The following is a 26,272-nucleotide window of genomic DNA, read 5'->3' on the forward strand; positions in this document are numbered from 1 at the left end:
ATTTCTTGCGGAAAGGGGATCATTATGAACTGGGAAGTTGAAGTAATCAGAAAAAAAGAGGATTTAATTCGTGATACACAGGAATTTTTGAGAATCAACAGTGTCATGGACGAAACAACCGCCGGACCCGGTAAACCGTTTGGAGAAGGGGTAAATGCCAGCCTGACTTCATTGCTGGAGCTTGGAGAAAAAGAAGGCTTTACAACAAAAAATCTTGACGGCTTCGCAGGTCATATTGAATGGGGGGAGGGCGATGACATTATCGGCGTACTTTGCCATGTTGACGTCGTGCCGCCGGGAGATGGGTGGACGAGTGATCCATTTTCAGCTGAAATCCGCAACGGACGGATTTATGCAAGGGGCGCCATTGATGACAAAGGCCCGACAATGGCGGCATTCTACGCGCTGAAAATCGTGAAAGACATGAATTTGCCCCTGTCCAAGCGAGTCAGAATGATTATCGGAACAGATGAAGAAAGTGATTGGAGATGCGTAGAGCATTATTTCAAGCATGAAGAAATGCCAACAATGGGCTTTGCGCCTGACGCCGATTTTCCGATCATTAATGCGGAAAAAGGGATCATCGATGCTTCTTTACTTATTCCGCACCGCCCAAATCAAGCAGAACCAAAGGCAGTGCTTGTCTCGTTTCAATCAGGCCTTCGCTTAAACATGGTGCCTGACGCTGCGGAAGCTGTCATTGAAGGGCTGAAAAAAGAAGAGATTATGTCTTCATTTAAAGACATGCTCCGCACGACGGACCAAAAAGGGGAAGCTGCAATAGAGAACGGACAGCTCATTTTGCGTATGTACGGTCTTTCCTGCCATGCGATGGAACCGAACAATGGGATCAATGCCGGCATTTTATTGTGCGAATTTCTCCAGCAGACTGAGCTTGACGATGCAGGAAAGCGGTTTGTGCAAGTTGTGACAGATAAGTTCTCAGGTGATACAAGAGGAAAAAAACTGGACATCGACTGTGAGGATGAAATCAGCGGAGAGCTGACATTAAATGTCGGAACACTGCGCTATAAAGAAGGGCAAGGAGGCGAGCTCGGGATCAATATCCGCTATCCTGTGACAGCAGAAAGCAAAGTGATCCGCGATACATTCGAAAGCGCATCTGAATTTGAGCTGGGAGAATTCAAAGACAGCAAGCCGCATCACGTGTCCGCAGATCATCCGTTAGTCAAAACCCTGCAAAAGGTTTATGAAGGCCAGCTGGGTAAAAAAGCTGACTTAATCTCAATCGGCGGGGGGACTTATGCGAGATCCTTAAAAGCCGGTGTCGCGTTTGGCCCGCTGTTCCCCGGACGCCCTGACAGCGCACACCAAAAGGATGAATATATCGAAATTGATGACCTGCTGAGATCGACAGCGTTATATGCTCAGGCCATTTACGAGCTTGCAAAATAAAAGGACCGGCTTCTGCTGAAGCCAGTCCTTTTTTTAAATAAATGACCATAAATCAGTTGATAAGTACCGTTCTCCTGTATCAGCTGTCATGCAGACCACAACTTTGTCAGGAGAGAGGCGTTTCGCTGTTTCGATTGCCGCGAAGCAGGCAGCGCCTGATGAAGGACCGACAAGAATTCCTTCTTCAGCAGCGAGCCGTCTTGTCGTCGTATACGCGTCTTCATCAGAGATTTTGATAATTTCATCATAAACGTCTTCGTTTAAAATCGGCGGTATAAAGCCTGGACTCGTTCCTACAAGTTTATGCGCGCCAGGTTTACCGCCGGATAATACAGGCGAACCCGCTGGCTCAACAACATGGACCGTGATATCCGGAAAAAGCTCTTTGAGCGCCTCACCTGTTCCGGTAATGGTTCCGCCCGTTCCAGAGGAGGCTACAAAAGCGCCGAGCGGTTTTCCGATTTCCTCTATTGCCCGGGCGATTTCAGGCGCTGTTGTTTTCCGGTGCGCATCAGGATTGGCAGTGTTATCGAACTGCATTGGAATATAGCTGTTCGGAATTTGTTCGGCAAGCTCCTTCGCTTTTTTGATGCTGCCCGGCATTCTTTCCTCTCCGGGAGTTAATACAACCTCTGCGCCGTAAGCTTTAAGCAGGTTGATCCGTTCCTTCGTCATTGTATCAGGCATAACTAAAATTGCTTTATATCCGCGTGCTGCCGCATTCATGGCGAGCCCGATGCCGGTATTTCCGCTTGTCGGCTCTATAATAACTGATCCCGGCTTGAGTAAACCGTTTTGTTCAGCTTCTATGATCATTTGATAAGCGGCTCTGTCTTTCACACTGCCGCTCGGATTGAAAAATTCAAGCTTTAAATAGACTTGTGCCGCATTTTCCGGCTGAAGCCGATTCAATCTCACTAGCGGTGTATCTCCTATCAGATCAGCTGTGTTTGCAACGATTTTCAACATTGTCATTCCTTTCTGAATAAAACAAGTGTCATATAATATCCTAACATAATAAACGTTTGTGCGAGAGTGTTTTCATACACTGTTCCTCTATCCGCACAGCCTCTTTATTGATAAAATAATAGCTGTCAAAGAAGGGAGTGTCAGACGGATGCCAGATATACGGCCTCATTATTTCATCGGCGTTCCCATACCTGAGGGAATTGCAAATCCGATCTACCAGGCTGCGAAAAACGAACCGGTATTGGCGTTTCAAAAATGGGTGCACCCGCTTGACTATCATATCACGTTAATTTTTCTCGGAGCGGCGGATGAGACACAAATAAAGAAGCTTGAAGGTTCGCTAGCCGAGATTGCTTCAGAAATCGATCCATTTTCAATTGAGTTTGGCAAGATAGATGTATTCGGCGACCGCAAAAGGCCGCGCGTTTTACACCTGGAGCCAAAGAAAAACAAAACGCTAGAAAGACTGCGGGAACATACGAAGCAGGCTGTACTTCAGGCCGGCTTTCAAGTGGAAAAAAGACCGTATCATCCTCATATGACGCTGGCAAGAAAATGGACAGGCGAAGAAGGATTTCCGGCTCATGTTCCGTTTGAAAGCGGCGAGGTTTCGATGATGGCTGAACGGTTTTCGCTCTTTCAAATACACTTGAACCAATCACCAAAATACGAGGAAATATTCAAATTTCAATTATCTTAATTCATTGCGGAGTGGAGAAACAAACATGGCACAAATCATCAAAATTCATGATTATATATCGAGATATGAGCTTGATCCGTACCATTATATCAACCAGTTTGTACGTCTGAAAAAAGAGCGCTGGCTTTCACTAGTAGAAGCAGCGGAGCGCCAGCATGAAGAAAGGCAAGCCATTGCTGAAGAACCGGAACCGGTGCAGAAACGAAAAAAATTTTCATTGAAAAGAAGAAAAGAAGAGATAAAAGCCGATATACAAGAAGAGAGACACCAATGGTTTGAGGACGAAGAAGATATTCATGTAAGGCTCCCGAAGAGCAGGGTGGCGCTTGCTTCTTTTTATAAAAGGCATTTATATGATTTTCAGCTCAAATGGGCAAGCTCTACTCTTTCAGAAATATCTCAACTCTCAAACCAGGTGAAGCAGGACCGCATTTTGCGTTATCTGACCCAGCAGCTGCCTGATTCTTATTTTATTATGTATAAGCCTGTGCTGAAAATTCAGCAGGCGGCGGTTGAATTAAGCATTGTGATTATTTCTCCTCTGGAAATTTATTGCGTTTCTTTTTTAGAGGCTGAGGAAGACAGTGTCTACATAGGGTCTAAAAATCGTTTTTGGGACAAGAAAACAGCCTCTCAGACTGCATCAGTGTTAAATCCAGGGCTTAGCCTGTTTCGTACGGACTCGGTTGTGTCAAAGATCGTAAAGGAAAAACAGGCTGAGATTCCGGTTCGAAAATTGCTTCTGAGCAGAACGTCGTACATCGATTACCCGGAGCCGCCATACGGCTTAGAAATAGCGGATAAGCGGAGCGCGGAAGAATGGATTGAGCGGCAGAAGAAAAACACTGCTCCGATCAAACATCATCAGGTAAAGGCTGCAAAGGCTCTATTGTCTTACTGCATGTCTGACTCCTATCGCAGACAGGAGTGGCTGGAGTAAAAGAGAACGATTTGAGCGGTTTTCTCATAACATAAGCAGGTGAGAAAGATGAGCCATTGGTTTTTTATTATTAATCCGACAGCAGGACATCGAAACGGCCTGCGTGTTTGGAAGTCCATTCAAAAAGAATTGATCAAACGAAAGGTTGAGCACCGTTCATTTTTAACTGAACATCCGGGACACGCCGAGGTGCTCGCCAGACAGATTTCAACGATACAAGAATATAAGCTGAAGCGCCTGATCGTCATTGGCGGAGACGGAACCATGCATGAAGTTGTCAACGGGCTGAAAGATGTTGACGATATTGAGCTGAGCTTTGTGCCGGCGGGCGCATATAATGATTTTTCGCGAGGATTCTCTATTAAAAAAATCGATCTGATACAGGAAATCAAGAAGGTAAAGCGCCCGTTAACAAGAACCTTTCATTTAGGGAGCGTCAATTTCCTTCAGGATAAATCACAGATTCTTTATTTTATGAATCATATCGGGATCGGGTTTGACGCATATGTCAATAAAAAGGCGATGGAATTTCCGTTGAGACGGGTTTTTCTTTTTCTCCGCCTTCGATTTCTGGTGTATCCGCTTTCTCATTTGCACGCTTCGGCAACCTTTAAGCCGTTTACGTTAGCTTGTACGACGGAAGACGAGACGCTCGAATTTCATGATGTCTGGTTTGCCGTTGTATCCAACCATCCGTTTTACGGGGGAGGCATGAAGGCGGCGCCCCTAGCAAATCCGCGCGAGAAGACATTTGATATTGTAATCGTTGAAAACCAGCCGTTTTTGAAAAAATATTGGCTTTTATGTCTCATGGCATTTGGAAAACATACAAAGATGGATGGCGTTACGATGTTTAAAGCGAAGGACATTACATTTTACACGAAGGACAAAATCCCGTTCCATGCTGACGGAGAAATCATGGGCACTACCCCGTTTCGTCTGGCTTCTAGTCCTTCACCCCTAAGGATCAAAACATAAACGTGTTTGAAGGAGAGAGCTTCCGATGGTCAGCATCCGCCGCAGCTTCGAAGCGTATGTCGATGACATGAATATCATTACTGTTCTGATTCCTGCTGAACAAAAGGGAATCATGACACCGCCGTTTCGGCTTGAGACAGAAACAACAGTTTTTCCTCTGGCTGTCAGGGAGGAATACTCCCTTGAAGCAAAATACAAGTACGTCTGCGTATCCGACCATCCTGTGACATTTGGAAAAATCCATTGCGTCAGAGCATCCAGCGGCCACAAAACGGATCTCCAAATTGGCGCGGTCATCCGGACGGCTGCGTTTGATGACGAATTTTATTATGACGGAGAGCTGGGCGCCGTTTATACCGCGGATCATACCGTATTTAAAGTATGGGCGCCTGCTGCAACCTCAGCTGCTGTCAAGCTTTCATACCCCAATAAAAGCGGGCGCACATTCCAAATGACTCGGTTGGAAAAAGGCGTCTATGCCGTTACGGTCACAGGTGACCTTCACGGATATGAGTATTTGTTTTGCATCTGCAACAATTCAGAATGGATGGAAACAGTTGACCCGTATGCCAAGGCTGTGACTGTAAATGGAGAGAAGGGCGTCGTCTTGCGCCCGGATCAAATGAAATGGACTGCTCCTCTTAAACCATTCTCACACCCTGTGGATGCCGTCATCTATGAGACGCATCTTCGCGACTTCTCCATCCATGAAAACAGCGGCATGATAAACAAGGGAAAATACTTAGCGCTGACGGAAACTGATACACAAACCGCAAATGGCAGTTCTTCGGGATTAGCGTATGTAAAAGAGCTTGGTGTGACACATGTGGAGCTTCTGCCGGTGAATGATTTTGCCGGAGTTGATGAAGAGAAGCCGCTTGATGCATACAATTGGGGATATAACCCGCTTCATTTCTTTGCCCCGGAGGGAAGCTATGCCTCAAATCCTCATGATCCTCAAACGAGAAAAACAGAGCTGAAACAAATGATCAATACCCTGCATCAGCACGGTCTGCGAGTCATTCTGGATGTTGTTTTTAACCATGTGTATAAGAGGGAGAATTCCCCCTTTGAAAAGACAGTGCCCGGTTATTTTTTCCGGCACGACGAATGTGGGATGCCATCAAACGGCACCGGCGTTGGCAATGATATTGCATCAGAAAGAAGGATGGCAAGAAAATTCATTGCGGATTGCTTGGTCTATTGGCTTGAAGAATACAATGTTGACGGCTTCCGCTTTGATCTCCTCGGGATTTTAGATATTGACACCGTGCTTTATATGAAAGAGAAAGCAACTAAGGCAAAGCCCGGAATCCTGCTTTTTGGAGAAGGGTGGGATCTGGCTACACCGCTGCCGCATGAACAGAAAGCTGCTTTGGCGAACGCGCCAAGAATGCCGGGCATCGGCTTTTTTAATGATATGTTTCGTGACGCTGTAAAAGGGAACACCTTTCACCTTAAGGCAGTAGGGTTTGCGCTCGGCAGCGGTGAATCAGCACAAGCTGTGATGCATGGAATTGCCGGGTCTTCCGGATGGAAGGCATTAGCACCGATTGTTCCGGAACCAAGCCAGTCCATCAATTATGTCGAATCACACGACAATCACACCTTTTGGGATAAAATGAGCTTTGCGCTTCCTCAAGAAAATGACAGCCGAAAGCGAAGCAGGCAAAGGCTTGCAGCCGCGATTATTTTGCTTGCCCAAGGGGTGCCGTTTATTCACAGCGGCCAGGAATTTTTCCGGACGAAGCAGGGAGTGGAAAACAGCTATCAATCCAGTGACAGCATCAACCAGCTCGACTGGGATCGCCGTGAAACATTCAAAGAAGATGTTCACTATATCCGCAGGCTGATCTCGCTGAGAAAAGCGCATCCTGCATTCCGTCTTAGGTCCGCTGCAGACATCCGGCGCCATCTTGAATGCTTGACGCTAAAAGAACACCTTATCGCATACAGGCTTTATGATCTTGACGAGGTTGACGAATGGAAAGATATCATTGTTATCCATCACGCGAGTCCTGACTCCGTCGAGTGGAGGCTGCCAAACGACATACCTTATCGGCTTTTATGTGATCCATCAGGATTTCAGGAAGACCCGGCAGAAATTAAGAAAACGGTTGCAGTAAACGGCATCGGAACAGTTATCTTATATTTAGCATCAGATCTTAAGAGTTTTGCTTGACGAAGTTTGTGCTATAGCGCTAAAATTTAAAGGACGGCTATTGATTAGCATATGAGACTCTCAATAGCTGTCTTTTTTATTTTTATACGATTCGTACGAAAAAGGCATTCGCTGGATAGACTAGAAACGATTAGCCTTAATTCTAAAATATTTTAAGAAATGATGGGTTGAACATTGATATGAACTGGTTGGGACAATTACTAGGTAGCGATTGGGAGATCTTCCCCGCCGGAGGAGCTACAGGAGATGCATATTATGCGAAACATAACGGGCAGCAGCTTTTTTTAAAACGTAATAGCTCACCTTTTTTAGCTGTTTTATCCGCCGAAGGCATTGTTCCGAAGCTGGTTTGGACAAAACGGATGGAAAATGGGGACGTCATTACGGCCCAGCACTGGATGACCGGCAGAGAGCTGAAGCCTAAAGACATGAGCGGACGGCCCGTTGCTGAATTGCTTCGTAAAATACACACATCAAAAGCCTTGCTGGACATGCTGAAGAGACTTGGAAAAGAACCGCTGAACCCGGGGGCTCTTTTGTCTCAGCTGAAGCAGGCTGTATTTGCTGTGCAGCAATCTTCGCCGCTGATTCAAGAAGGGATCAAGTATTTGGAAGAACACCTGCATGAAGTGCATTTCGGTGAGAAAGTCGTTTGCCATTGTGATGTCAATCATAATAACTGGCTATTGTCTGAAGACAACCAGCTGTATTTAATTGACTGGGACGGCGCCATGATCGCTGATCCGGCGATGGACCTCGGGCCTTTGCTGTACCACTACGTCGAAAAGCCAGCTTGGGAGAGCTGGCTGAGCATGTACGGCATAGAGCTGACAGAAAGCCTTCGGTTGCGAATGGCTTGGTATGTGTTATCTGAAACAATTACTTTCATTGCCTGGCATAAAGCAAAAGGCAATGATAAGGAATTTCATGATGCAATGGAAGAGCTGCATATCCTCATGAAACGAATTGTTGATTAATCAGGAATACGAATCCATTTGCTCTACCCATTGAGACAGGCTATTCTGATGCTCTTGTATGTGTGAGTCGATGGATTTGGACGATATTCCTGATTGGCTGTAGCGGTAAACATCTTCAAGCACGTTTTTGAAATTTGAATCAAGCTCGGTGTTTGCCATCAGTGATTTAATCACACGCTCAAGCTGCTCGTACTCTGCGACTGTTCCGCAGCAGTCCAATTGATGGTCAGTCAATATATCCTTCAATAAATGAACTTGATGCTCATAATGTAAACCCATAACGGTACACATCCCTTCAGTATCATACGGGTTAAATTGTTCAAAACAGAGCGCTTTTATACATGTGAAAGGAGTGTTCCAGCAGACGGGACCCTCTTTTTTTATGCGCTCGGCCTTAAGAGAGATACACTGGAAAAACGAGCTTGCGGGTCTTTTTAATTCATGGTATGTTGTTAGTCGAAATAATAGATAGAGGTGTCAATCATATGAGAATGCGCCACAAGCCTTGGGCTGATGACTTTTTGGCTGAAAACGCAGATATTGCCATCAGCAATCCTGCTGATTATAAAGGGAAATGGAACACAGTGTTTGGCAACGACAATCCGATCCATATCGAGGTTGGTACAGGAAAAGGCCAATTTATTTCTGGTATGGCCAAACAAAATCCCGACATCAATTATATTGGTATTGAGTTATTTAAAAGCGTCATCGTGACAGCCGTCCAAAAAGTAAAAGACAGCGAAGCGCAGAATGTAAAGCTTCTGAATATAGATGCGGACACGCTGACGGATGTGTTTGAGCCGGGGGAAGTGAAACGGGTCTACTTGAACTTTTCTGATCCTTGGCCGAAGAAACGGCATGAAAAACGCCGCCTGACATATTCCCACTTCCTCAAAAAATATGAAGAAGTAATGGGCAAAGGCGGAGCGATTCATTTTAAAACGGACAACCGAGGTTTGTTTGAGTACTCTTTGAAGAGCTTCTCTGAGTACGGCCTCCTGCTGACATACGTCAGTCTTGATTTGCATAACAGCAATCTCGAAGGCAATATTATGACAGAATATGAAGAAAAATTCTCTGCACTCGGCCAGCCGATCTATCGGGCTGAGGTTGAATGGAGAACGTAAAGACAGACTCTGACAGGAGTCTGTTTTTTTTATGGGCCGTTTGCTACCATGATGACAGGGGGGATGAAAATGGAAACAATGAAAATTGGAAACATCACGTTGACCTGGCTTGACGGAGGCGTGACGCATATGGACGGAGGCGCCATGTTCGGCGTTGTGCCAAAGCCGCTTTGGTCTAAAAAATATCCAGTCAATGAAAAAAACCAGATTGAACTAAGGACAGACCCTATTTTGATTCAAAAGGATGGGCTCAATATCATCGTTGACGCCGGAATTGGGTCCGGCAAGCTGACTGATAAACAAAAACGAAACTATGGCGTGACACAAGAGTCGAATGTGAAACCCTCATTAGCTGCACTCGGATTAACGGTTGCCGATATAGATGTGATCGCAATGACACACCTTCATTTTGATCATGCATGCGGTTTAACGGAATATGAAGGTGAACGGCTCGTCTCTGTCTTTCCGAATGCAGTGATTTATACATCAGCTGTTGAATGGGACGAAATGCGCCATCCGAATATCAGGTCGAAAAATACGTATTGGAAAGAAAATTGGGAGGCTGTAGCTGGCCAAGTCAAAACCTTTGAAGACACCTTAACGATCACAGAGGGTATTACAATGCATCACACCGGAGGCCATAGCGACGGACACAGTGTCCTGATATGCGAGGATGCGGGTGAAACTGCCGTACATATGGCAGATCTGATGCCGACACATGCCCACCGCAATCCGCTATGGGTGCTGGCTTACGATGATTATCCGATGACCTCTATCCCGCAAAAGCAGAAATGGCAGGCGTTCGCAGCAGAAAAAGACGCTTGGTTTATTTTTTATCATGATGCCGAGTATCGCGCCCTTCAATGGGAGGAGGACGGAAGCATCAAAGATTCAGTCAAGCGAATGAAGCAATAGCATATTTTTATGTTTACCCTGCATGTTTTCCGGCTAATAATGCAAACCTAGTACTAATTATGCTCAGAAAGGAAGAGGCAGGGTGAAACAATTCAGAGTAACAAACGAAGGAGACATTCAAACAACATTAAGAGGCCTTGAAGTGCTCTCTGTTCCTTTTTTGAACAAAGGTGTTGCTTTTACTGAGGAAGAAAGAAAAGAACTTGGTTTAAAAGGCTTTCTGCCGCCCAAGGTATTAACAATTGATGATCAGGCGAAAAGAGCGTATGAGCAATATTCCGCACAGCCTGACGATTTGAGCAAAAATGTCTATTTAACGGCGCTGCACGATCGGAATGAAACGCTGTTTTACCGCCTGTTAAATGACCATTTAGGGGAAATGCTCCCGATTGTCTACACACCGACAGTCGGAACGGCAATCCAGAGATACAGCCATGAATACAGAAAACCACGAGGGCTCTATCTGTCAATCGATGACCCGGACGGTATGAAAGAAGCATTTAAACAGTATAAAGATCAAAGCGATACGATCGATTTAATTGTTGCAACTGATGCGGAAGGAATTTTAGGAATCGGTGACTGGGGCGTCGGAGGAATCGCAATTTCTATTGGCAAGCTGGCGGTTTATACAGCGGCTGCGGGCATTGATCCGAGCAGAGTGCTGGCTGTTGTTTTAGATGCGGGGACAAATCAGGAGAGCCTCTTGAACGACCCGCTTTATGTCGGCAACCAGCATTCTAGAGTGCGCGGAGAACGCTATGACCAATTTATTGACGACTACGTTGCGCTGGCGAGAGAAACATTTCCGAATGCATTGCTGCATTGGGAGGATTTCGGGGCGAAAAACGCACGAAGCATTTTGAAACGCTATAAAGATAAAGTGTGTACCTTTAATGATGATATCCAAGGAACTGGCGCTGTTTCTTTGGCCGCAGTCTTATCCTGTGCAAAAGCGTCTAAAGTTCCGCTGAGGGATCACAGAGTTGTTATATTCGGAGCGGGAACGGCAGGAATCGGAATTGCCGAACAGCTGCGGGAAGCATTGGTGCGCGAGGGACTGAGTGAAGAAGAATCATACAAGCGCTTCTGGTGCATAGACAGAAACGGGCTGTTAACAGATGATATGGATCAGCTTCTTGATTTCCAAAAGCCGTATGCCCGTTCGGCTGATGAAGTGAAGGATTATCAGCGGAACGGAGACGGCGGAGGCATTGATCTTCTTGAAGTGGTCCGGCAGGCGAAACCGACGATCCTGATCGGCACATCTACAGTTTCCGGCGCTTTCACTGAAGAAATTGTAAAAGAAATGGCGTCACATGTGAAACGGCCGGCGATTTTGCCAATGTCAAATCCGACAACCCTTTCTGAAGCAAAACCGGAGGATTTAATCGAATGGACAGAAGGCCGTGCGCTGATCACGACAGGAAGCCCGTTCCCGCCAGTTGAATATAACGGAGTTACGTATCATATCGGGCAGGCAAACAACGCGCTTGTCTTCCCTGGTCTCGGTCTTGGAACGATTGTTACAAAATCAAAATTAATTACCGACGGCATGTTTGAAGCATGTGCCCGGGCAATCGCAGGTATGGTCAATGTCGGGGTGCCTGGCGCGCCGATGCTTCCAAAAGTTGAAGATTTGCGCACTGTTTCGGCAACCGTTGCTGTTGAAGTTGCAAAAACCGCAATGAAGGAAGGCGTCGCTACGGAAGAGCCTGAAGACATTATACAGGCAGTGCAGGATGCGATGTGGTATCCGGTATACAAACCGATTCGCGCGATATAATAAAAAAGAGCCGCTGCATAGGCAGCGGCTTCTATTTTTTGCTTGTCCGGTGTTAAGAGGCGATTGTATCAATGACATCAACAATTTCTCCCGTTTTCGCATCCACCATGACTTCATACTGTTCTAATTCTCCGAAAGCTGATCGTGTAATGCCGGTTTTGTATACCTGTACCGTTTCTCCGTTAATATTGTAAGGCTCCGGCTGGGTGTAAATCCATGATCCGTCAATCGGGCCCCGCTGCTTAAAAGCAGATTTTACAATGCGAAGCGCTTTTTCTGAAGAAATATAAGGCTTCATCACATATTGTTTCACAACGACAGCCGTACAAATTCCAAGTCCTGCTCCTAAAAGAAGATGACGCAATTTCAAAATAAAGCACCTCCTGGTTGATCGTACTTTTCATTATACAGAAACAGCCAAATCCTGTTAAGCAATACGCGGCTGATCGAGCAGATTGGGTCAGGGTGCTTGGAAAACTTCATTGTTTCTAATAAAATAAAAGGACTACATAGAAATGAGGGGAAAACATGAATCAAGAAACGAAAGCGCTTTTCCAAACACTGACGCAGCTTCCCGGCGCGCCGGGCAATGAGCATCAGGTTCGTGCTTTTATGAAGCAGATGCTAGCCAAATATGCCGATGACATCGTTCAGGACAGACTGGGAAGTGTTTTCGGAGTCAGACGAGGCGCAGAGGACGCACCGAGAATTATGGTAGCCGGGCACATGGACGAAGTCGGCTTTATGGTGACATCCATTACAGACAACGGGCTGCTCAGATTCCAGACGCTCGGCGGCTGGTGGAGCCAGGTTTTGCTTGCGCAGCGGGTTGAAATTCAAACAGATAACGGGCCGGTTCCGGGTGTGATTTCAAGCATACCGCCGCATTTATTGACAGATGCGCAGCGAAACCGTCCGATGGATATCAAAAACATGATGATCGACATTGGAGCGGATGATAAGGAAGACGCCATCAAAATCGGCATTAAACCGGGACAGCAGATTGTGCCTGTTTGTCCGTTTACGACGATGGCGAATGAAAAGAAAATTTTATCAAAAGCATGGGATAACAGATATGGATGCGGCTTAAGCATTGAACTTCTGAAGGAATTACACGGTAAAGAGCTTCCGAATACACTCTATGCGGGTGCAACGGTTCAGGAAGAAGTAGGGCTAAGGGGCGCGCAGACGGCTTCTCATATGATTAAACCGGACTTGTTTTTCGCCCTTGACGCCAGCCCGGCAAACGATATGAGCGGAGACAAAAATGAATTCGGCCAGCTTGGAAAAGGCTTTTTGCTGCGCATTCTTGACAGAACGACAGTCATGCATCACGGAATGAGGGAATTCGTTCTTGATATGGCTGAAACGCATGATATTCCATATCAATATTTTGTATCCGGCGGGGGAACAGACGCAGGCAAGGTTCATATTTCGAACAGCGGTGTGCCGTCAGCGGTTATCGGAATATGTTCCCGCTATATTCATACAAACGCTTCTATCATTCATATTGATGATTATGCTGCTGCTAAAGAAATGCTCATCAAACTTGTAACAGCCTGCGATAAGCAGACGGTGGATGCGATTAAAGAAAATATGTAGGTTTCATAAAAGCTTGTTGAACGAGCAGTAAGCTCGGATCGACAAGCTTTTTTCTTATTCTGTTTCAAATAGATAGGAAAGGGCCTTAATGGCTTGGTTAACGGTTTCAACCGTAATATTCGCTTTATTGGAAAGCTCTTTTAAAGGATGGTGGAGCGATTCCGGCCGGATGATAATCAGGGGTTTTCCTTTTGCGATCGCATATGATGCATCCATTGCCGTGTTCCACTGTTTGTACTTTTCGCCAAACAGGGCGATCACAAAGTCTGCTTTATTCATCAGGACGGCGGTTCTGAAGTTGTTGATGTCAGAGGCTTTGTCATCCTTTAAAACGGCATTTGGCTGTACGCCCATAATTTCTTCACCAATATTGTCTGAGCGGTCATGATTCTCCATCGGGCCAACAAACGTAATCGGGAGCTTCAGTGATTTTGTTTTTTCTTTAATTTCCTCGCGCCAATTGCTGTGGATTTCTCCTGCTAAATAGACGATAAACTCCATATAAAAATCCCTCCTTATGTATGTCCATCTGTAAATTTTACCCTCATGTACACGATGTTAAACGAAACGAACTTGATAATGCAAATAAAATATGATAATGATAATGGGAAAGCCAATCTTACATATTCATTCGTTGCATATAAGTGGTTTTGCCTCAAGCAGTTTGGTATGATCCAAATGGACGAGTATCGATAAAAAACATGTAAGAACATAAACAACTGGAGGGATATGAAATGAAAAAAATTGAATCAACTCAAGAGCTGGAAAAAGCGGTAAAGGATGATTGGTCTGTATTTATGTTTTCAGCCGATTGGTGCCCGGATTGCCGTTTTGTAGAGCCTTTCCTACCTGAATTGGAAGCGAATTTCCCTGAATTCACCTACTACTACGTAGACCGTGACAAATTCATTGATACATGTGCAGAGTGGGAAATTTACGGAATCCCAAGCTTTGTGGTGTTTAATGAAGGAAAAGAAGTAAATCGTTTTGTGAGCAAAGACCGCAAAACAAAAGAAGAAATTGAACAGTTTTTAACAGACTCTCTCGCTAAAGCGTAAAGGAGGACATCGGTTTGAAAATGACCTCAAGGAAGCTGTCAGATATACTGAAGCAGCGCCTTCAGCACGAGAATCGCTCCTTTCTGTTTGACAGAGAAAAAGACACCCTCCGTGTTGAGGATCAAACGACTAAAAAAGGGATTACACTCGATTTGCCGCCGATTATTGCAAAATGGGAACTGAAAAAAGACGAAGCCATTGATGAGATCGTGTACTATGTCTCCGAAGCGATGACGGCAATGGAAGGGAAGGCTCAGGAAATGACCGGGAAAGAAACTCGCATTTATCCGGTCATCCGCTCGACTTCCTTCCCGGACAAGTCCAGCGAAGATATCCCGCTCATTTATGACGATCATACCGCAGAGACAAGAATTTATTACGCGCTAGATCTCGGGAAAACCTACCGTTTAATTGACCAGCGCATGCTTGAGAAAGAAAACTGGACAAAAGAGCGGATCAGAGAGACGGCCGCATTTAATCTCCGTTCCCTGCCGACGGTTGTCAAAGAGGATACGGTCGCCGGCAATTACTTTTATTTCTTCAGGGCAAACGACGGATACGACGCAAGCCGGATTTTGAACGAAGCGATCTTAAATGAGTATAAGCAGCATGCAGAAGGGGAGCTGGCGATCTCTGTTCCTCATCAGGACGTTTTGATTCTTGCTGACATCCGGAATGAATCGGGGTATGATATTCTAGGACAAATGTCGATGAGCTTCTTTGCAGGCGGCACCGTCCCGATCACCGCCCTTTCATTTTTGTACAATGAAGGAAAGCTGGAACCGGTGTTTATCCTGGCGAAAAGCCGTCCGAAAAAGGATTAGAAAGGATTTTTACTTATGAACGCTTTTTATAATAAAGAAGGTGTGGGAGACACGCTTCTGATCTCTCTTCAAGATGTGACACGCGAACAATTAGGCTATGAAAAACACGGCGACGTCGTCAAAATTTTCAATAACGAAACAAAAGAAACAACGGGCTTCAACATTTTCAACGCGTCTTCTTACTTGACCATTGATGAAAACGGCCCTGTTGCGCTCTCAGAAACATTCGTGCAAGATGTGAATGAGATTTTAAACAGAAACGGCGTTGAAGAAACATTAGTCGTTGATTTATCTCCGAAGTTTGTTGTGGGGTATGTAGAATCAAAAGAAAAACATCCGAATGCGGATAAATTAAGCGTATGTAAAGTCAACGTAGGAGAAGAAACGCTTCAGATCGTCTGCGGCGCGCCTAACGTTGACAAAGGCCAAAAAGTTGTCGTTGCCAAAGTCGGTGCTGTGATGCCTAGCGGACTTGTCATTAAGGATGCAGAGCTTCGCGGCGTTCCGTCAAGCGGGATGATCTGCTCAGCGAAAGAGCTTGATTTGCCGGATGCCCCTGCTGAAAAAGGAATCCTTGTGTTAGAAGGAGACTATGAGGCAGGAGACGCATTTCAGTTTTAGACTCCCATAAATCCGCCAAAAAAAACGAATCATGTGAAAAGCCGCTAAGCCCTTGTTTAGCGGCTTTGTTTCTGCTGATAGCTTAATCTTTTCTGGGCCGACCAGCAGTGGTATACTAAAAACCGTCCCAGAAAACTATAAGGGAGTTAGAGATAAATTATGAGTTGGCTTCATAAATTTTTTGATTTGTTTTTAGGCGAAAGCGAAGAGGATGCTGAACGGGAGACAAAACCCGCTCAAATTCCGCAGCAACAAGAAGTACATCATCCTGAAGGACAATTAAAAAGATTGGAAGATCCTAAAATATATTATGAATATCCAAAAGGCAAATTCCGTTTTCCAGTCGTGCCTGACGGATACAAAAATCATGACCTGAGAAGGCGCCGCACACCATCGGACGAACCGAAATCCGCGCCTCGTCCAAGTGCTGCACCTTACAGAGAGCGTCCCAGAAATGAAAAAGAGCAGCATACATATCAAGCAGCAGAGCCGGCGAAGAAACCGTTTAAACCGACAAATATCCCTTCGCCTATCTATGGATTTAATCAAAAACCATCCGTTAAAAAGGATGTGCCGAAAAAGCCTTCTGAAACATTGAACGAACCGGATAAATCGGTAAAAGAGAAGGTAACACTGCTGTCAGAAGAGATTGAACGTGAACGCGGCTATCCTGCTTCAGACACACAGGCGCATTCCAAAAAAGAAAGTCCTTTCTTCCCGGATACCCAATTTGAAAAACAGCCTTCTGGCGTTTTAAACAGAAAGGATACGGAGCATGATGAGGCGCTGGCGAAACGGCCAGCCGAGCCGTCAGGTAACAAAGTGCCATTTGAGTCAGGCGTTCAACAGCCGGAAAAAGAGGAGCCTTCCTTCCCAGCTGAACATGCCGAAGAGCAAACACCGCCTGAGATGCTCACAGATACGGCGGCTGAAGGGCTTTCAGACAGTGAAGTAGGCCGCGAAGAGCCTGCAACGGCTAAGGAAGAACAAAGGGAGCAGCAGTCAGAGAAATTTGAAGAGCCTGTTTTCTCCGCTGAACTTGATGAAGAGCAAACAGCTCCTGAATCTCAGACAGCGGCAATATCTGAGGATGAAAAAGCAAAAGAGCCGTCAGACAGCCCAGTATACAATCATCATGAAAACGTGGCGGAAGGTGCTGAGTCCCCGTTCGTTCAAGAAGAACAAATGGACATTCGTCAGGAAGAGCCTTTATTTACTGATCATGAGTATTCATCAGAGGCTCTGGCTCCAGCAGAAACTGTGGCAAAAGAATCAGAAGAGCCATCAGACAGCATAATAAATAATCATTATGACATCCTGGGAGAGGCTCAGGAAACGAAGATAGATGTTCAGCCAGACAGCCATACAGAGCTTGAGAAAGCTGAACACATGGAGCAGGGTTCCAAATCGTTTTCTGCAACCCTTGAAAATCGGCAGGAAATTCGCGCAGACAAACCTCGCAAAGCTTCAGAAGAGCCGAAAAAAAGGCCTGGTGTACAGGAGAAAAGGACCGAACAAAGCGCATCTTCTCAAAAAGGGCCATCCGTTCCTTTTAATGTGATGATGCTGAAAAGAGATACGCATAAACAGCAAAAAGCAGAGGAGCGCCGCGGCAGCTATGTATTTCCGAATGTTGCACTGCTTGATGTCCCGCCAGCGCAGGTTCAAGATGATACTGCGTGGATCGAAGAACAGCGTCAGCTTCTTGATTTAACCTTGAAAAACTTCAATGTCCGCGCCAATGTGGTCCATGTAACCCAGGGTCCGTCTGTCACGAGATTTGAAGTGCATCCTGAACCAGGTGTAAAGGTGAATAAAATCACCAACTTGTCCGATGATATTAAACTCAGTCTCTCAGCGAGAGATATTCGGATTGAAGCGCCGATTCCGGGGAAAAACACGATCGGAATTGAAGTGCCGAACCGCACGAGCAAGGTGGTTGATTTGCGCCAAATGATTCGCAGCTCAGCTTTCAGGACAAGCAAGTCACCGCTCACAGCTGCGCTGGGATTAGATATTTCAGGAAATCCTGTTGTTATCGACTTGAAGAAAATGCCGCATGGCTTGATTGCCGGCGCTACAGGCTCCGGAAAAAGCGTATGCATCAATACAATATTAGTCAGCCTGCTTTATAAAGCTGACCCGAGTGAGGTAAAGGTGCTGCTGATTGATCCGAAAATGGTAGAGCTGGCCCCTTACAATAAAATTCCTCACCTCGTCAGCCCGGTCATTACTGACGCCAAAGCGGCTACCGCTGCTTTAAAATGGGTTGTTGAGGAAATGGAGCGCCGCTATGAGCTTTTTGCCCATTCAGGTGTCCGCGACATTGACCGCTTTAATCAATTAACCGCTGAACACCAAATGGGTGAAAAGTTGCCATATTTAGTTGTCATTATTGATGAGCTAGCAGATTTGATGATGGTGGCTCCAAACGATGTGGAAGAAAGCATTGCGCGGATCGCCCAAAAAGCCAGAGCGTGCGGTATCCATCTTCTCGTCGCAACTCAGCGTCCGTCAGTCGATGTCATAACAGGCCTGATTAAGGCGAATATCCCGACGAGAATCGCCTTTTCTGTCTCAAGCCAGGTTGATTCCCGAACAATTATTGACATAGCCGGTGCAGAAAAGCTTCTCGGAAAAGGGGATATGCTCTTTTTGGAAAACGGATCGGGAAAACCGGTCCGTCTGCAAGGTAACTTTGTGTCAGACCGGGAAATCGACCGCGTCGTTTCCCACGTCAGAAGCCAAATGCCGCCGACCTATTTATTTGAACAAGAAGAGCTCGTAAGACAAGGATCAGCCCTGAAAGAAGAGGACGAACTGTTTTACGAAGCGTGTGAGTTTGTTGTAGAGCAAAACAGTGCGAGCACTTCAAGCCTGCAAAGAAGATTCAGAATCGGTTACAATCGTGCGGCAAGGCTAATCGACATGATGGAAGCGGAAGGCATGATCTCTGAGGCAAAAGGAAGCAAGCCTCGAGAGGTGCTGATCACAGCAAGTGATTTAATAAACGAATAATATGGGTTCATTTTCACACCAAACATGGTATGATAGTGTTTAGAGCATTTAACAGCTATGCCGCTTTACAGCAGCTGTGCATAGACAAATCTTGATATCTGGGTTTAATCGGAAAGAAATAACCTGATACTAAACATAACAAAACATATAAAATACGCCGCTAAGGGAGGCTTTTCAGCCGCCGCGGTCGCAAATTGAAATGAGCGTCATATACTGGGGAACAGATAGACGTTTGTTGGAGGTACAATTATGACTGTTTATCATTTTGTTGGAATAAAAGGGACCGGTATGAGTCCGCTTGCCCAAATACTTCATGATAATGGATATACTGTCCAAGGATCGGATATCGAAAAATTTATTTTTACGCAAACAGCGCTTGAAAAAAGAAATATTACGATTCTTCCTTTTAGCGCGGAAAATATTAAACCCGGCATGACAGTCATCGCCGGAAACGCATTCCCAGACACGCATCCTGAAATAGAAAAAGCGATGTCTGAGGGAATTCCGGTGATACGTTATCATAAGTTTTTAGGCGACTACATGAAAAAATTCACGAGTGTTGCCGTTACGGGCGCACACGGCAAAACGTCGACTACGGGTCTGCTGGCTCACGTGATCCAAAACGCAAAACCGACGTCTTTCTTAATCGGAGACGGAACAGGCCAGGGAAATGAAAACAGCGAATACTTTGTGTTTGAAGCGTGCGAATACCGCCGCCATTTCTTAAGCTATCAGCCAGATTATGCGATTATGACGAATATTGATTTTGATCACCCTGATTACTTCTCAAGCATTGACGATGTATTTGACGCTTTCCAAGAGATGGCTCTTCAAGTCAACAAAGGCATTATTGCCTGCGGAGACGATGAGCATCTGCCGAAAATCCATGCGAACGTCCCGGTTGTGTATTACGGCACGGGGGAAGAAAATGATTTTCAAGCCAGAAACATCGTAAAAAGCACGGAAGGGACAACTTTTGATGTCTTTGTCCGCAATACGTTCTATGATACGTTTTATATTCCTGCGTACGGCCACCACAATGTATTAAACTCATTGGCGGTCATTGCGTTATGCCATTATGAAGAAATTGATTCCAGCATCATTAAGCATGCTCTCAAATCCTTTGGGGGCGTCAAACGCAGATTCAATGAGAAGCAGCTTGGGGATCAAGTGCTGATTGATGACTATGCCCATCATCCGACAGAAATAAAAGTGACAATCGAGGCGGCAAGACAGAAGTATCCTGATCGGGAAATTGTCGCGGTATTCCAGCCTCATACATTTACACGGACGCAGCAGTTCCTTGACGAATTTGCAGAAAGCCTGAGCGGCGCTGACTGTGTGTATTTATGCGATATTTTCGGCTCAGCCCGTGAGAATGCCGGAAAGCTGACGATCGGCGATCTCCAGGGAAAAATTCATAATGCCAAGCTGATTGAAGAAGATGACACATCTGTTTTAAAAGCTCATGATAAAGCCGTTCTCATCTTCATGGGAGCAGGAGATATCCAAAAATATATGAGAGCCTACGAAAACGTCATGGCATAATAAAAAGCAGTGATCTCACTGCTTTTTATTTATCTGATGGGAAAGCTTATTAAAGGATTTTCTTACATAACGGAGAATAGTATGTATACAGCCCAGTACACATGTTTATGATTGAAGAAAACGGGTAAACAGCAGTATATCCTGCAGCAAGGAGGTTTGAGATGATTATTATTCTTTATTTAAGCGTTGCACTCATCGCAGTTGCATTTCTCGTATTAGTGATCTACTTGTCTAAAACATTGAAGTCATTGCAGCTGACACTAAAAAACGTCGCATCCACTCTTGAAGGGCTGGAGGGACAAATGAAGGGCATCACAACTGAAACAGCCGAGCTTTTACATAAGACCAACCGCCTGGCTGAAGATATTCAGGAAAAATCAGAAAAGCTGAACACGGTCGTTCATGCTGTTCAAGGAGTGGGAGCTTCTGTACAGCAGTTCAATACATCCATGAAACAAGCGGCAGGGTCTGTATCGGCATCAGTTAGAGAAAATCAAGATAAGATCAATCAAGTTGTCACATGGAGTCAAGCAGCAATGGAAATTTGGGAGAAATGGAAGCAAAAGAAAAAATCAGCCCTATAAGAGAAAAAAATACTAAGAGGAGGAATAATGATGAGCAAAGATGGAATTAATAGTAAAGATTTTTTAATCGGAACTTTAATCGGGGGAATCATCGGTGCCACTACAGCTCTTTTTCTAGCGCCTAAATCAGGCAAAGAACTTCGCGACGATCTCGGCAGCCAGGCTGTTGCTTTACGGGACAAAACTGATAAAATGACGGCAGATGCGAAGGAAAAAGGCACGCAATATGTCAGCATCGCAAAAGACAAAACTTCCAACATCACACAGCTTGTAGCGGATCAGTCTGGGCAGATCATGAACAAGGTAAAGGATTTAAGAGACCGTTCCAAATCTGACAAAACGGATTCATCGACTGCAATGCAGGATATGAGGGAAGAAGCGATGCAGGCAGCCGATGAAACAAAAGATCAAGTCCTCCAGACGAAAGAAGATGTAAAAGACGAACTGAAAGATGCACAAAAACAGGCTGAGCAGTTGAATCGCTGAGCAGGAAGGAAGAGCTTGAGTCATGGCTAAACAGCTTATTCAATCTGAGGAAGAATTTAAACGGATTGCAGAACAGGAAGGCGTTTTCGTCTTCTTTAAACACAGCACCACATGCCCGATCAGCCAGGCAGCATTTCATGAGTTTGATGCCTTTGCAAATCAGCATGAGGATGTGCCGGCTTACTATCTTCAAGTACAAGAAGCCCGGCCGCTGTCAAATTTCATTGCAGAAACATATGAGGTCAAGCATGAAAGCCCTCAGATATTCATCATCCAGAACGGTGAAGTGAAATGGCATACCTCACATTCACAAATTACAGAAGCCGCTATTGAGCAGCATTTGTCATAGAAAAAAGCGTCCAGATATCATCTGGCGCTTTTTTTTTGTAAAAAACCCTTGAACATTGCCCTCACATCATGTAGGATAGCTTCATAGATTACTTTATCACTTAAAAGCGTTTGGGTAATAAAGTAGAGTTTTTATAAAATTTTTTGTATTTCAGTATTTCCATTTGGAATTACTTATAGTAAGATGCATGATAACTACAAAATAAAAAATGAATGTGCAGGGAAAGGATGAAAAAAATGAGCAACACAGAGTTAGAGCTTTTAAGGCAGAAAGCAGACGAATTAAACCTACAAATTTTAAAACTAATCAACGAACGCGGAAATGTTGTAAAAGAGATCGGTAAAGCGAAGGAAGCACAGGGTGTCAACCGATTTGACCCTGTCAGAGAACGCACGATGTTAAACAATATCATTGAAAACAATGACGGGCCGTTCGAAAATTCAACCATCCAGCACATTTTTAAAGAGATATTCAAAGCCGGTTTAGAGCTTCAGGAAGAAGATCACAGCAAAGCGCTGCTTGTCTCCCGCAAGAAAAAACCTGAAGATACAATTGTTGATATCAAAGGCGAAAAAATCGGAGACGGCCAGCAAAGATTCATTGTCGGCCCATGTGCGGTAGAGAGCTATGAGCAGGTAGCTGAAGTCGCTGCAGCTGCGAAAAAACAAGGGATTAAAATTTTGCGCGGTGGAGCCTTTAAGCCTCGTACGAGCCCATACGATTTCCAAGGGCTTGGTGTTGAAGGCCTTCAAATTTTAAAACGTGTAGCGGATGAATTTGATCTGGCGGTTATCAGTGAAATCGTAACTCCGGCTCATATCGAAGAAGCGCTGGACTACATTGATGTCATTCAAATCGGAGCGCGCAACATGCAAAACTTCGAATTGCTGAAAGCGGCCGGCGCAGTGAAAAAGCCAGTGCTTCTGAAGCGTGGTCTTGCTGCAACGATCTCTGAATTCATCAATGCTGCTGAATACATCATGTCACAAGGAAATGACCAAATTATCCTTTGTGAGCGCGGTATCAGAACATATGAAACAGCAACGAGAAACACGCTGGATATTTCAGCTGTGCCGATTTTGAAACAAGAAACGCATTTGCCAGTCTTTGTTGATGTTACGCATTCAACAGGCCGCCGTGACCTCTTGCTTCCGACAGCTAAAGCCGCTTTAGCGATTGGTGCAGATGGCGTAATGGCTGAGGTTCACCCTGATCCGTCAGTCGCACTTTCTGACTCTGCTCAGCAAATGGCGATTCCTGAATTCGAAAAATGGCTGAATGAACTGAAGCCAATGGTGAAAGTCAACGCTTAATTGAACAATCCAAAAGGCCGCGCCTGCGGCCTTTTTTTATGCTTTCTCGTTTATTTAGTTATAAAAACCAAGTATACGTTTTCATCATCTATAAAAACGTGTATAATTTCATGAGAAGTAATTAAATTTGATGAATAATGAAAAATAATGTACACTACTGACTTACGCTTACAAATCATAAACGACATAAATTCGGACATTATGACATTTCTCTACATAAAGTGTTTATGCTATAGATAAGGATAAGTGTATCCAGTAAAAGGAGTGGTTTTAGGATGAGCAATATTACGATCTACGATGTAGCGAGAGAAGCTAATGTAAGCATGGCAACCGTTTCCCGTGTCGTGAACGGCAACCCGAATGTAAAACCGACAACGAGGAAAAAAGTCTTGGAAGCCATTGAACGTCTCGGTTACCGTCCAAACGCGGTGGCAAGAGGGCTGGCAAGTAAAAAAACAACAACTGTAGGTGTCATCATTCCCGATATCTCAAGCATTTTCTATTCAGAGCTTGCACGCGGAATTGAAGATATCGCGACAATGTATAAATACAATATTATTTTGAGCAACTCTGACCAAAACATGGAGAAAGAGCTCCATTTGTTAAACACAATGCTCGGCAAACAAGTGGACGGCATCGTGTTTATGGGCGGAAACATTACGGACGAGCATGTGGCGGAATTTAAGCGTTCCCCAGTGCCGATCGTACTTGCCGCTTCTGTAGAAGAGCAGGAGGAAACACCGTCAGTCGCTATCGATTACGAACAGGCGATTTATGATGCTGTGAAGCTTTTGGTTGATAAAGGACATACAGACATCGCATTCGTTTCCGGACCAATGGCAGAACCGATCAACCGTTCAAAAAAACTCCAAGGCTACAAACGTGCGCTTGAAGAAGCGAACCTTCCGTTTAATGAACAATTTGTAGCTGAAGGGGATTACACATATGATTCCGGACTCGAAGCACTGCAGCATCTGATGAGCCTGGATAAAAAACCGACAGCCATTCTTTCTGCAACTGATGAAATGGCACTCGGCATTATCCATGCCGCTCAGGATCAGGGCTTATCCATTCCGGAGGATCTCGACATTATCGGTTTTGATAATACAAGATTAAGCCTCATGGTTCGTCCGCAGCTTTCAACAGTTGTTCAGCCGACATATGATATCGGCGCCGTTGCGATGAGACTGCTGACGAAGCTCATGAATAAAGAGCCGGTTGAAGAGCATATCGTCGAACTGCCGCACCGTATAGAGCTTAGAAAGTCAACCAAGTCATAAGAAAAACAAAGAGCAAGCTTCACCTTTATGGTGAATTCTTGCTTTTTTCATGGGGAGAAATGATGAAACGTTTTGATTATCTTACACCTGTTGGATTTGTGTTAGGAACGATTATTATTGTTATCGGGATTATTTCGGGATCTGGAGTAAGCGGTTTCCGCTCTTTTCTTGATCTGACCTCTTTCTTCATCGTAACAGGGGGACTTTGCGCCGCTGTTTTTATCAGTTTTCCGCCAAGAGAGCTGAAAAAAGCGCCCTCTGTGTTAAAGCAGGCATTCATCCGCCAGGAAGACAATGTGAAAGATCTTGTGAAAACCTTTGTTTCCCTTTCCGATCACGCGCGAAAACACGGGCTTTTATCATTGGATGATCAGGCTCGGGAAATCAAAGATCCATTCTTGAAAAAAGGGCTGCTTTTAGCGATTGACGGCTGGGATGAAGAAACGATTCGGCTCGTCATGGATTCAGAAATCGCAGCAATGGAGGAACGGCACCGAAAAGGGCGGCGAGTTTTTGAAAAAGCGGGAGAATTCGCTCCGGCGTGGGGAATGATCGGAACACTCGTCGGGCTTGTGCTGATGCTCAAAAACTTAAACGACCCGCATATGCTCGGACCAAACATGGCCATTGCGCTTCTGACGACTTTATATGGTTCATTACTGGCAAATATGGTCTTCAACCCGATCGCGGCTAAGCTTGAAGAGAAAACAGAAAGTGAAATTTTCATCAAGCAGGTAATGGTGGAAGGGATTATCGGTGTTCAATCCGGAAAAAACCCGCGCAACCTTGAAAGCCAGCTGGTCGTTTTCAGCTCACGGGAAGAATGGCAGAAGCAGCCAAAACAAGTAAAAACAAAAAAGGGATCTGTACATGAAGCTTAGAAGAGAACGTTTTGAAAGAAGGAATGGAAGCGGAAAAAACAGTCAATCTTCATCCAGCTGGATGGTAACCTTTACAGATTTGATCACCTTGATCCTTGTGTTCTTTATTTTACTCTTTTCGATGTCCCAAATCGATCTGCAAAAATTTAAAGCGGCGGTGGACTCGATCCAGAAGGAAGGCAACGGGCTTCAGCCGGACCAAACATCCATAGAAAAAAAGAATACATCCCCATCTGATACGAAGAAGCAAGAGGATCAGCAGGATCAGCTTCTCAAGAAAGTAAATACATATATAAAAGACAATCATTTGAAGGCCCAAATGACAGCCAAACGGGATGAACGCGGTGTCGTGCTCGTTCTTCAGGAGGCTGTGCTGTTTGATACAGGTGAGGCAAAGGTGCTGAAAAATGCCGAAACACTTCTTCACCAAATTGCCGTTCTTCTTCAAACAATTCCAAATGACATTCAGGTGGAGGGGCATACAGACAGCCGAAACATTTCGACATACCGATACCCGTCGAACTGGGAGCTATCAGCAGCACGGGCAAGTGGAGTGATTCAATACTTCACGTCTAAAGAGAAGCTTCCCTCCAAGCGCTTTATTGCTGTCGGTTATGCGGATACAAAGCCGGTGAAGGATAACAAGACAAATGAACACATGAAGGAAAATCGACGTGTGGAAATAGTGATCAAAAAATCAAAAACGACCTCTTCGTAAAGG

27 protein-coding genes are annotated in these 26,272 nt (G+C 45.0%); 23 read left to right on the plus strand and 4 right to left on the minus strand.

Translation table 11 applies throughout. From position 1 onward, the window contains the following. Nucleotides 1–24 precede the first annotated feature (24 nt). Nucleotides 25–1,416 carry a dipeptidase PepV gene (pepV, locus tag SB658_RS00535; protein ID WP_086344208.1) on the plus strand — a complete coding sequence of 464 codons (1,392 nt, stop codon included), beginning with the start codon at nucleotides 25–27 and terminating at the stop codon, nucleotides 1,414–1,416. A gap of 33 nt (nucleotides 1,417–1,449) precedes the next feature. Here the strand turns inward: pepV and cysK are convergent, their stop codons facing one another. Beyond that, nucleotides 1,450–2,385, minus strand: a complete 936-nt coding sequence (cysK, locus tag SB658_RS00540; RefSeq protein WP_003229237.1) for a cysteine synthase A — start codon at nucleotides 2,383–2,385, stop codon at nucleotides 1,450–1,452. Nucleotides 2,386–2,533: 148 nt separating this feature from the next. Between cysK and thpR the strand changes: the two genes are divergently transcribed. The 5 genes from thpR to SB658_RS00565 all read left to right on the plus strand — a co-directional run bounded on the left by thpR (nucleotide 2,534) and on the right by SB658_RS00565 (nucleotide 8,162). Then, nucleotides 2,534–3,085, plus strand: coding sequence for an RNA 2',3'-cyclic phosphodiesterase (thpR, locus tag SB658_RS00545; protein WP_124058867.1), 552 nt, complete (start codon nucleotides 2,534–2,536; stop codon nucleotides 3,083–3,085). 25 nt (nucleotides 3,086–3,110) lie between these two features. After that, the gene (locus SB658_RS00550; RefSeq protein WP_077671506.1) at nucleotides 3,111–4,025 is read left to right on the plus strand and encodes a hypothetical protein; all 915 of its coding nucleotides are present in this window, start codon (nucleotides 3,111–3,113) and stop codon (nucleotides 4,023–4,025) included. Between the two features lie 48 nt (nucleotides 4,026–4,073). Further along, complete coding sequence (locus SB658_RS00555) at nucleotides 4,074–5,003, plus strand: YegS/Rv2252/BmrU family lipid kinase (RefSeq protein WP_021480323.1); 930 nt, start codon at nucleotides 4,074–4,076, stop codon at nucleotides 5,001–5,003. Between the two features lie 25 nt (nucleotides 5,004–5,028). Next, on the plus strand, nucleotides 5,029–7,185 hold the full coding sequence (gene pulA / locus SB658_RS00560; protein WP_049141017.1) for a type I pullulanase: 2,157 nt from the start codon (nucleotides 5,029–5,031) through the stop codon (nucleotides 7,183–7,185). Between the two features lie 179 nt (nucleotides 7,186–7,364). Continuing rightward, nucleotides 7,365–8,162, plus strand: coding sequence for a phosphotransferase family protein (locus SB658_RS00565; RefSeq protein ID WP_009967993.1), 798 nt, complete (start codon nucleotides 7,365–7,367; stop codon nucleotides 8,160–8,162). Here the strand turns inward: SB658_RS00565 and SB658_RS00570 are convergent, their stop codons facing one another. Next, nucleotides 8,163–8,441 carry a YtzH-like family protein gene (locus tag SB658_RS00570; RefSeq protein ID WP_003237926.1) on the minus strand — a complete coding sequence of 93 codons (279 nt, stop codon included), beginning with the start codon at nucleotides 8,439–8,441 and terminating at the stop codon, nucleotides 8,163–8,165. 206 nt (nucleotides 8,442–8,647) lie between these two features. On the opposite strand from SB658_RS00570, the gene trmB reads away from it, so the two are divergent. The 3 genes from trmB to SB658_RS00585 all read left to right on the plus strand — a co-directional run bounded on the left by trmB (nucleotide 8,648) and on the right by SB658_RS00585 (nucleotide 11,987). Beyond that, nucleotides 8,648–9,289 carry a tRNA (guanosine(46)-N7)-methyltransferase TrmB gene (trmB, locus tag SB658_RS00575; protein ID WP_021480321.1) on the plus strand — a complete coding sequence of 214 codons (642 nt, stop codon included), beginning with the start codon at nucleotides 8,648–8,650 and terminating at the stop codon, nucleotides 9,287–9,289. 69 nt (nucleotides 9,290–9,358) lie between these two features. Next, nucleotides 9,359–10,204 (plus strand): YtnP family quorum-quenching lactonase, encoded by an 846-nt coding sequence (locus tag SB658_RS00580; RefSeq protein WP_021480320.1) that lies wholly within the window; start codon nucleotides 9,359–9,361, stop codon nucleotides 10,202–10,204. Between the two features lie 82 nt (nucleotides 10,205–10,286). Beyond that, on the plus strand, nucleotides 10,287–11,987 hold the full coding sequence (locus tag SB658_RS00585; RefSeq protein ID WP_003229258.1) for an NAD-dependent malic enzyme: 1,701 nt from the start codon (nucleotides 10,287–10,289) through the stop codon (nucleotides 11,985–11,987). 52 nt (nucleotides 11,988–12,039) lie between these two features. On the opposite strand, the gene SB658_RS00590 is transcribed toward SB658_RS00585, so the two are convergent. Further along, entirely contained in the window at nucleotides 12,040–12,357 is a 318-nt protein-coding gene (locus SB658_RS00590; protein WP_014477682.1) for a PepSY domain-containing protein, read from the minus strand. Nucleotides 12,358–12,515: 158 nt separating this feature from the next. On the opposite strand from SB658_RS00590, the gene SB658_RS00595 reads away from it, so the two are divergent. Beyond that, nucleotides 12,516–13,589, plus strand: a complete 1,074-nt coding sequence (locus SB658_RS00595; protein ID WP_144500637.1) for a M42 family metallopeptidase — start codon at nucleotides 12,516–12,518, stop codon at nucleotides 13,587–13,589. 54 nt (nucleotides 13,590–13,643) lie between these two features. Here the strand turns inward: SB658_RS00595 and SB658_RS00600 are convergent, their stop codons facing one another. Further along, a complete protein-coding gene (locus tag SB658_RS00600; RefSeq protein WP_003229263.1) occupies nucleotides 13,644–14,090 on the minus strand; it encodes a YtoQ family protein in 447 nt (148 codons plus the stop codon). Nucleotides 14,091–14,168: 78 nt separating this feature from the next. Here SB658_RS00600 and SB658_RS00605 point away from each other — a divergent pair, with 78 nt between their 5' ends. The 13 genes from SB658_RS00605 to motS all read left to right on the plus strand — a co-directional run bounded on the left by SB658_RS00605 (nucleotide 14,169) and on the right by motS (nucleotide 26,269). After that, nucleotides 14,169–14,285 carry a hypothetical protein gene (locus SB658_RS00605; RefSeq protein ID WP_004399150.1) on the plus strand — a complete coding sequence of 39 codons (117 nt, stop codon included), beginning with the start codon at nucleotides 14,169–14,171 and terminating at the stop codon, nucleotides 14,283–14,285. Nucleotides 14,286–14,323: 38 nt separating this feature from the next. Next, complete coding sequence (locus tag SB658_RS00610) at nucleotides 14,324–14,647, plus strand: thioredoxin family protein (RefSeq protein ID WP_003229265.1); 324 nt, start codon at nucleotides 14,324–14,326, stop codon at nucleotides 14,645–14,647. Nucleotides 14,648–14,661: 14 nt separating this feature from the next. Then, nucleotides 14,662–15,471: a DUF1444 domain-containing protein gene (locus SB658_RS00615; RefSeq protein WP_009967991.1), complete on the plus strand. Its 810-nt coding sequence runs from the start codon at nucleotides 14,662–14,664 to the stop codon at nucleotides 15,469–15,471. Nucleotides 15,472–15,486: 15 nt separating this feature from the next. Continuing rightward, nucleotides 15,487–16,092, plus strand: coding sequence for a YtpR family tRNA-binding protein (gene ytpR / locus SB658_RS00620; protein WP_076458270.1), 606 nt, complete (start codon nucleotides 15,487–15,489; stop codon nucleotides 16,090–16,092). Nucleotides 16,093–16,251: 159 nt separating this feature from the next. Beyond that, the gene (sftA, locus tag SB658_RS00625) at nucleotides 16,252–19,110 is read left to right on the plus strand and encodes a DNA translocase SftA (RefSeq protein WP_144500638.1); all 2,859 of its coding nucleotides are present in this window, start codon (nucleotides 16,252–16,254) and stop codon (nucleotides 19,108–19,110) included. Nucleotides 19,111–19,359: 249 nt separating this feature from the next. Beyond that, nucleotides 19,360–20,658 (plus strand): UDP-N-acetylmuramate--L-alanine ligase, encoded by a 1,299-nt coding sequence (gene murC / locus SB658_RS00630; protein WP_003229274.1) that lies wholly within the window; start codon nucleotides 19,360–19,362, stop codon nucleotides 20,656–20,658. Between the two features lie 161 nt (nucleotides 20,659–20,819). Beyond that, nucleotides 20,820–21,242, plus strand: coding sequence for a DUF948 domain-containing protein (locus SB658_RS00635; protein WP_003229276.1), 423 nt, complete (start codon nucleotides 20,820–20,822; stop codon nucleotides 21,240–21,242). Nucleotides 21,243–21,272: 30 nt separating this feature from the next. Continuing rightward, nucleotides 21,273–21,728: a YtxH domain-containing protein gene (locus SB658_RS00640; protein ID WP_004398549.1), complete on the plus strand. Its 456-nt coding sequence runs from the start codon at nucleotides 21,273–21,275 to the stop codon at nucleotides 21,726–21,728. A gap of 22 nt (nucleotides 21,729–21,750) precedes the next feature. Beyond that, nucleotides 21,751–22,077: a bacillithiol system redox-active protein YtxJ gene (gene ytxJ, locus SB658_RS00645; protein WP_038429472.1), complete on the plus strand. Its 327-nt coding sequence runs from the start codon at nucleotides 21,751–21,753 to the stop codon at nucleotides 22,075–22,077. A 236-nt stretch (nucleotides 22,078–22,313) separates the two neighbouring features. Then, the gene (locus tag SB658_RS00650; RefSeq protein WP_003223454.1) at nucleotides 22,314–23,390 is read left to right on the plus strand and encodes a bifunctional 3-deoxy-7-phosphoheptulonate synthase/chorismate mutase; all 1,077 of its coding nucleotides are present in this window, start codon (nucleotides 22,314–22,316) and stop codon (nucleotides 23,388–23,390) included. 275 nt (nucleotides 23,391–23,665) lie between these two features. Next, the gene (ccpA, locus tag SB658_RS00655; RefSeq protein WP_003229285.1) at nucleotides 23,666–24,670 is read left to right on the plus strand and encodes a catabolite control protein A; all 1,005 of its coding nucleotides are present in this window, start codon (nucleotides 23,666–23,668) and stop codon (nucleotides 24,668–24,670) included. A 62-nt stretch (nucleotides 24,671–24,732) separates the two neighbouring features. Beyond that, complete coding sequence (gene motP / locus SB658_RS00660) at nucleotides 24,733–25,551, plus strand: flagellar motor protein MotP (RefSeq protein WP_014477672.1); 819 nt, start codon at nucleotides 24,733–24,735, stop codon at nucleotides 25,549–25,551. Beyond that, the gene (gene motS, locus SB658_RS00665) at nucleotides 25,541–26,269 is read left to right on the plus strand and encodes a flagellar motor protein MotS (protein ID WP_003229290.1); all 729 of its coding nucleotides are present in this window, start codon (nucleotides 25,541–25,543) and stop codon (nucleotides 26,267–26,269) included. Before motP ends, motS begins: the two co-directional genes overlap by 11 nt. Nucleotides 26,270–26,272: the final 3 nt, after the last annotated feature.

The sequence above is a fragment of the Bacillus sp. SIMBA_008 genome, from assembly GCF_046535495.1.
GTDB classification, from domain to species: domain Bacteria; phylum Bacillota; class Bacilli; order Bacillales; family Bacillaceae; genus Bacillus; species Bacillus subtilis.

Excerpts from the sequence above, each read along its gene's own strand:
- pepV (WP_086344208.1), top strand. The coding sequence starts at position 25 with ATGAACTGGGAAGTTGAAGTAATCAGAAAAAAAGAGGATTTAATTCGT.
- cysK (WP_003229237.1), bottom strand. The coding sequence starts at position 2,385 with ATGTTGAAAATCGTTGCAAACACAGCTGATCTGATAGGAGATACACCG.
- thpR (WP_124058867.1), top strand. The coding sequence starts at position 2,534 with ATGCCAGATATACGGCCTCATTATTTCATCGGCGTTCCCATACCTGAG.
- SB658_RS00550 (WP_077671506.1), top strand. The coding sequence starts at position 3,111 with ATGGCACAAATCATCAAAATTCATGATTATATATCGAGATATGAGCTT.
- SB658_RS00555 (WP_021480323.1), top strand. The coding sequence starts at position 4,074 with ATGAGCCATTGGTTTTTTATTATTAATCCGACAGCAGGACATCGAAAC.
- pulA (WP_049141017.1), top strand. The coding sequence starts at position 5,029 with ATGGTCAGCATCCGCCGCAGCTTCGAAGCGTATGTCGATGACATGAAT.
- SB658_RS00565 (WP_009967993.1), top strand. The coding sequence starts at position 7,365 with ATGAACTGGTTGGGACAATTACTAGGTAGCGATTGGGAGATCTTCCCC.
- SB658_RS00570 (WP_003237926.1), bottom strand. The coding sequence starts at position 8,441 with ATGGGTTTACATTATGAGCATCAAGTTCATTTATTGAAGGATATATTG.
- trmB (WP_021480321.1), top strand. The coding sequence starts at position 8,648 with ATGAGAATGCGCCACAAGCCTTGGGCTGATGACTTTTTGGCTGAAAAC.
- SB658_RS00580 (WP_021480320.1), top strand. The coding sequence starts at position 9,359 with ATGGAAACAATGAAAATTGGAAACATCACGTTGACCTGGCTTGACGGA.
- SB658_RS00595 (WP_144500637.1), top strand. The coding sequence starts at position 12,516 with ATGAATCAAGAAACGAAAGCGCTTTTCCAAACACTGACGCAGCTTCCC.
- SB658_RS00600 (WP_003229263.1), bottom strand. The coding sequence starts at position 14,090 with ATGGAGTTTATCGTCTATTTAGCAGGAGAAATCCACAGCAATTGGCGC.
- SB658_RS00605 (WP_004399150.1), top strand. The coding sequence starts at position 14,169 with ATGCAAATAAAATATGATAATGATAATGGGAAAGCCAATCTTACATAT.
- SB658_RS00610 (WP_003229265.1), top strand. The coding sequence starts at position 14,324 with ATGAAAAAAATTGAATCAACTCAAGAGCTGGAAAAAGCGGTAAAGGAT.
- ytpR (WP_076458270.1), top strand. The coding sequence starts at position 15,487 with ATGAACGCTTTTTATAATAAAGAAGGTGTGGGAGACACGCTTCTGATC.
- sftA (WP_144500638.1), top strand. The coding sequence starts at position 16,252 with ATGAGTTGGCTTCATAAATTTTTTGATTTGTTTTTAGGCGAAAGCGAA.
- murC (WP_003229274.1), top strand. The coding sequence starts at position 19,360 with ATGACTGTTTATCATTTTGTTGGAATAAAAGGGACCGGTATGAGTCCG.
- SB658_RS00635 (WP_003229276.1), top strand. The coding sequence starts at position 20,820 with ATGATTATTATTCTTTATTTAAGCGTTGCACTCATCGCAGTTGCATTT.
- SB658_RS00640 (WP_004398549.1), top strand. The coding sequence starts at position 21,273 with ATGAGCAAAGATGGAATTAATAGTAAAGATTTTTTAATCGGAACTTTA.
- ytxJ (WP_038429472.1), top strand. The coding sequence starts at position 21,751 with ATGGCTAAACAGCTTATTCAATCTGAGGAAGAATTTAAACGGATTGCA.
- SB658_RS00650 (WP_003223454.1), top strand. The coding sequence starts at position 22,314 with ATGAGCAACACAGAGTTAGAGCTTTTAAGGCAGAAAGCAGACGAATTA.
- ccpA (WP_003229285.1), top strand. The coding sequence starts at position 23,666 with ATGAGCAATATTACGATCTACGATGTAGCGAGAGAAGCTAATGTAAGC.
- motP (WP_014477672.1), top strand. The coding sequence starts at position 24,733 with ATGAAACGTTTTGATTATCTTACACCTGTTGGATTTGTGTTAGGAACG.
- motS (WP_003229290.1), top strand. The coding sequence starts at position 25,541 with ATGAAGCTTAGAAGAGAACGTTTTGAAAGAAGGAATGGAAGCGGAAAA.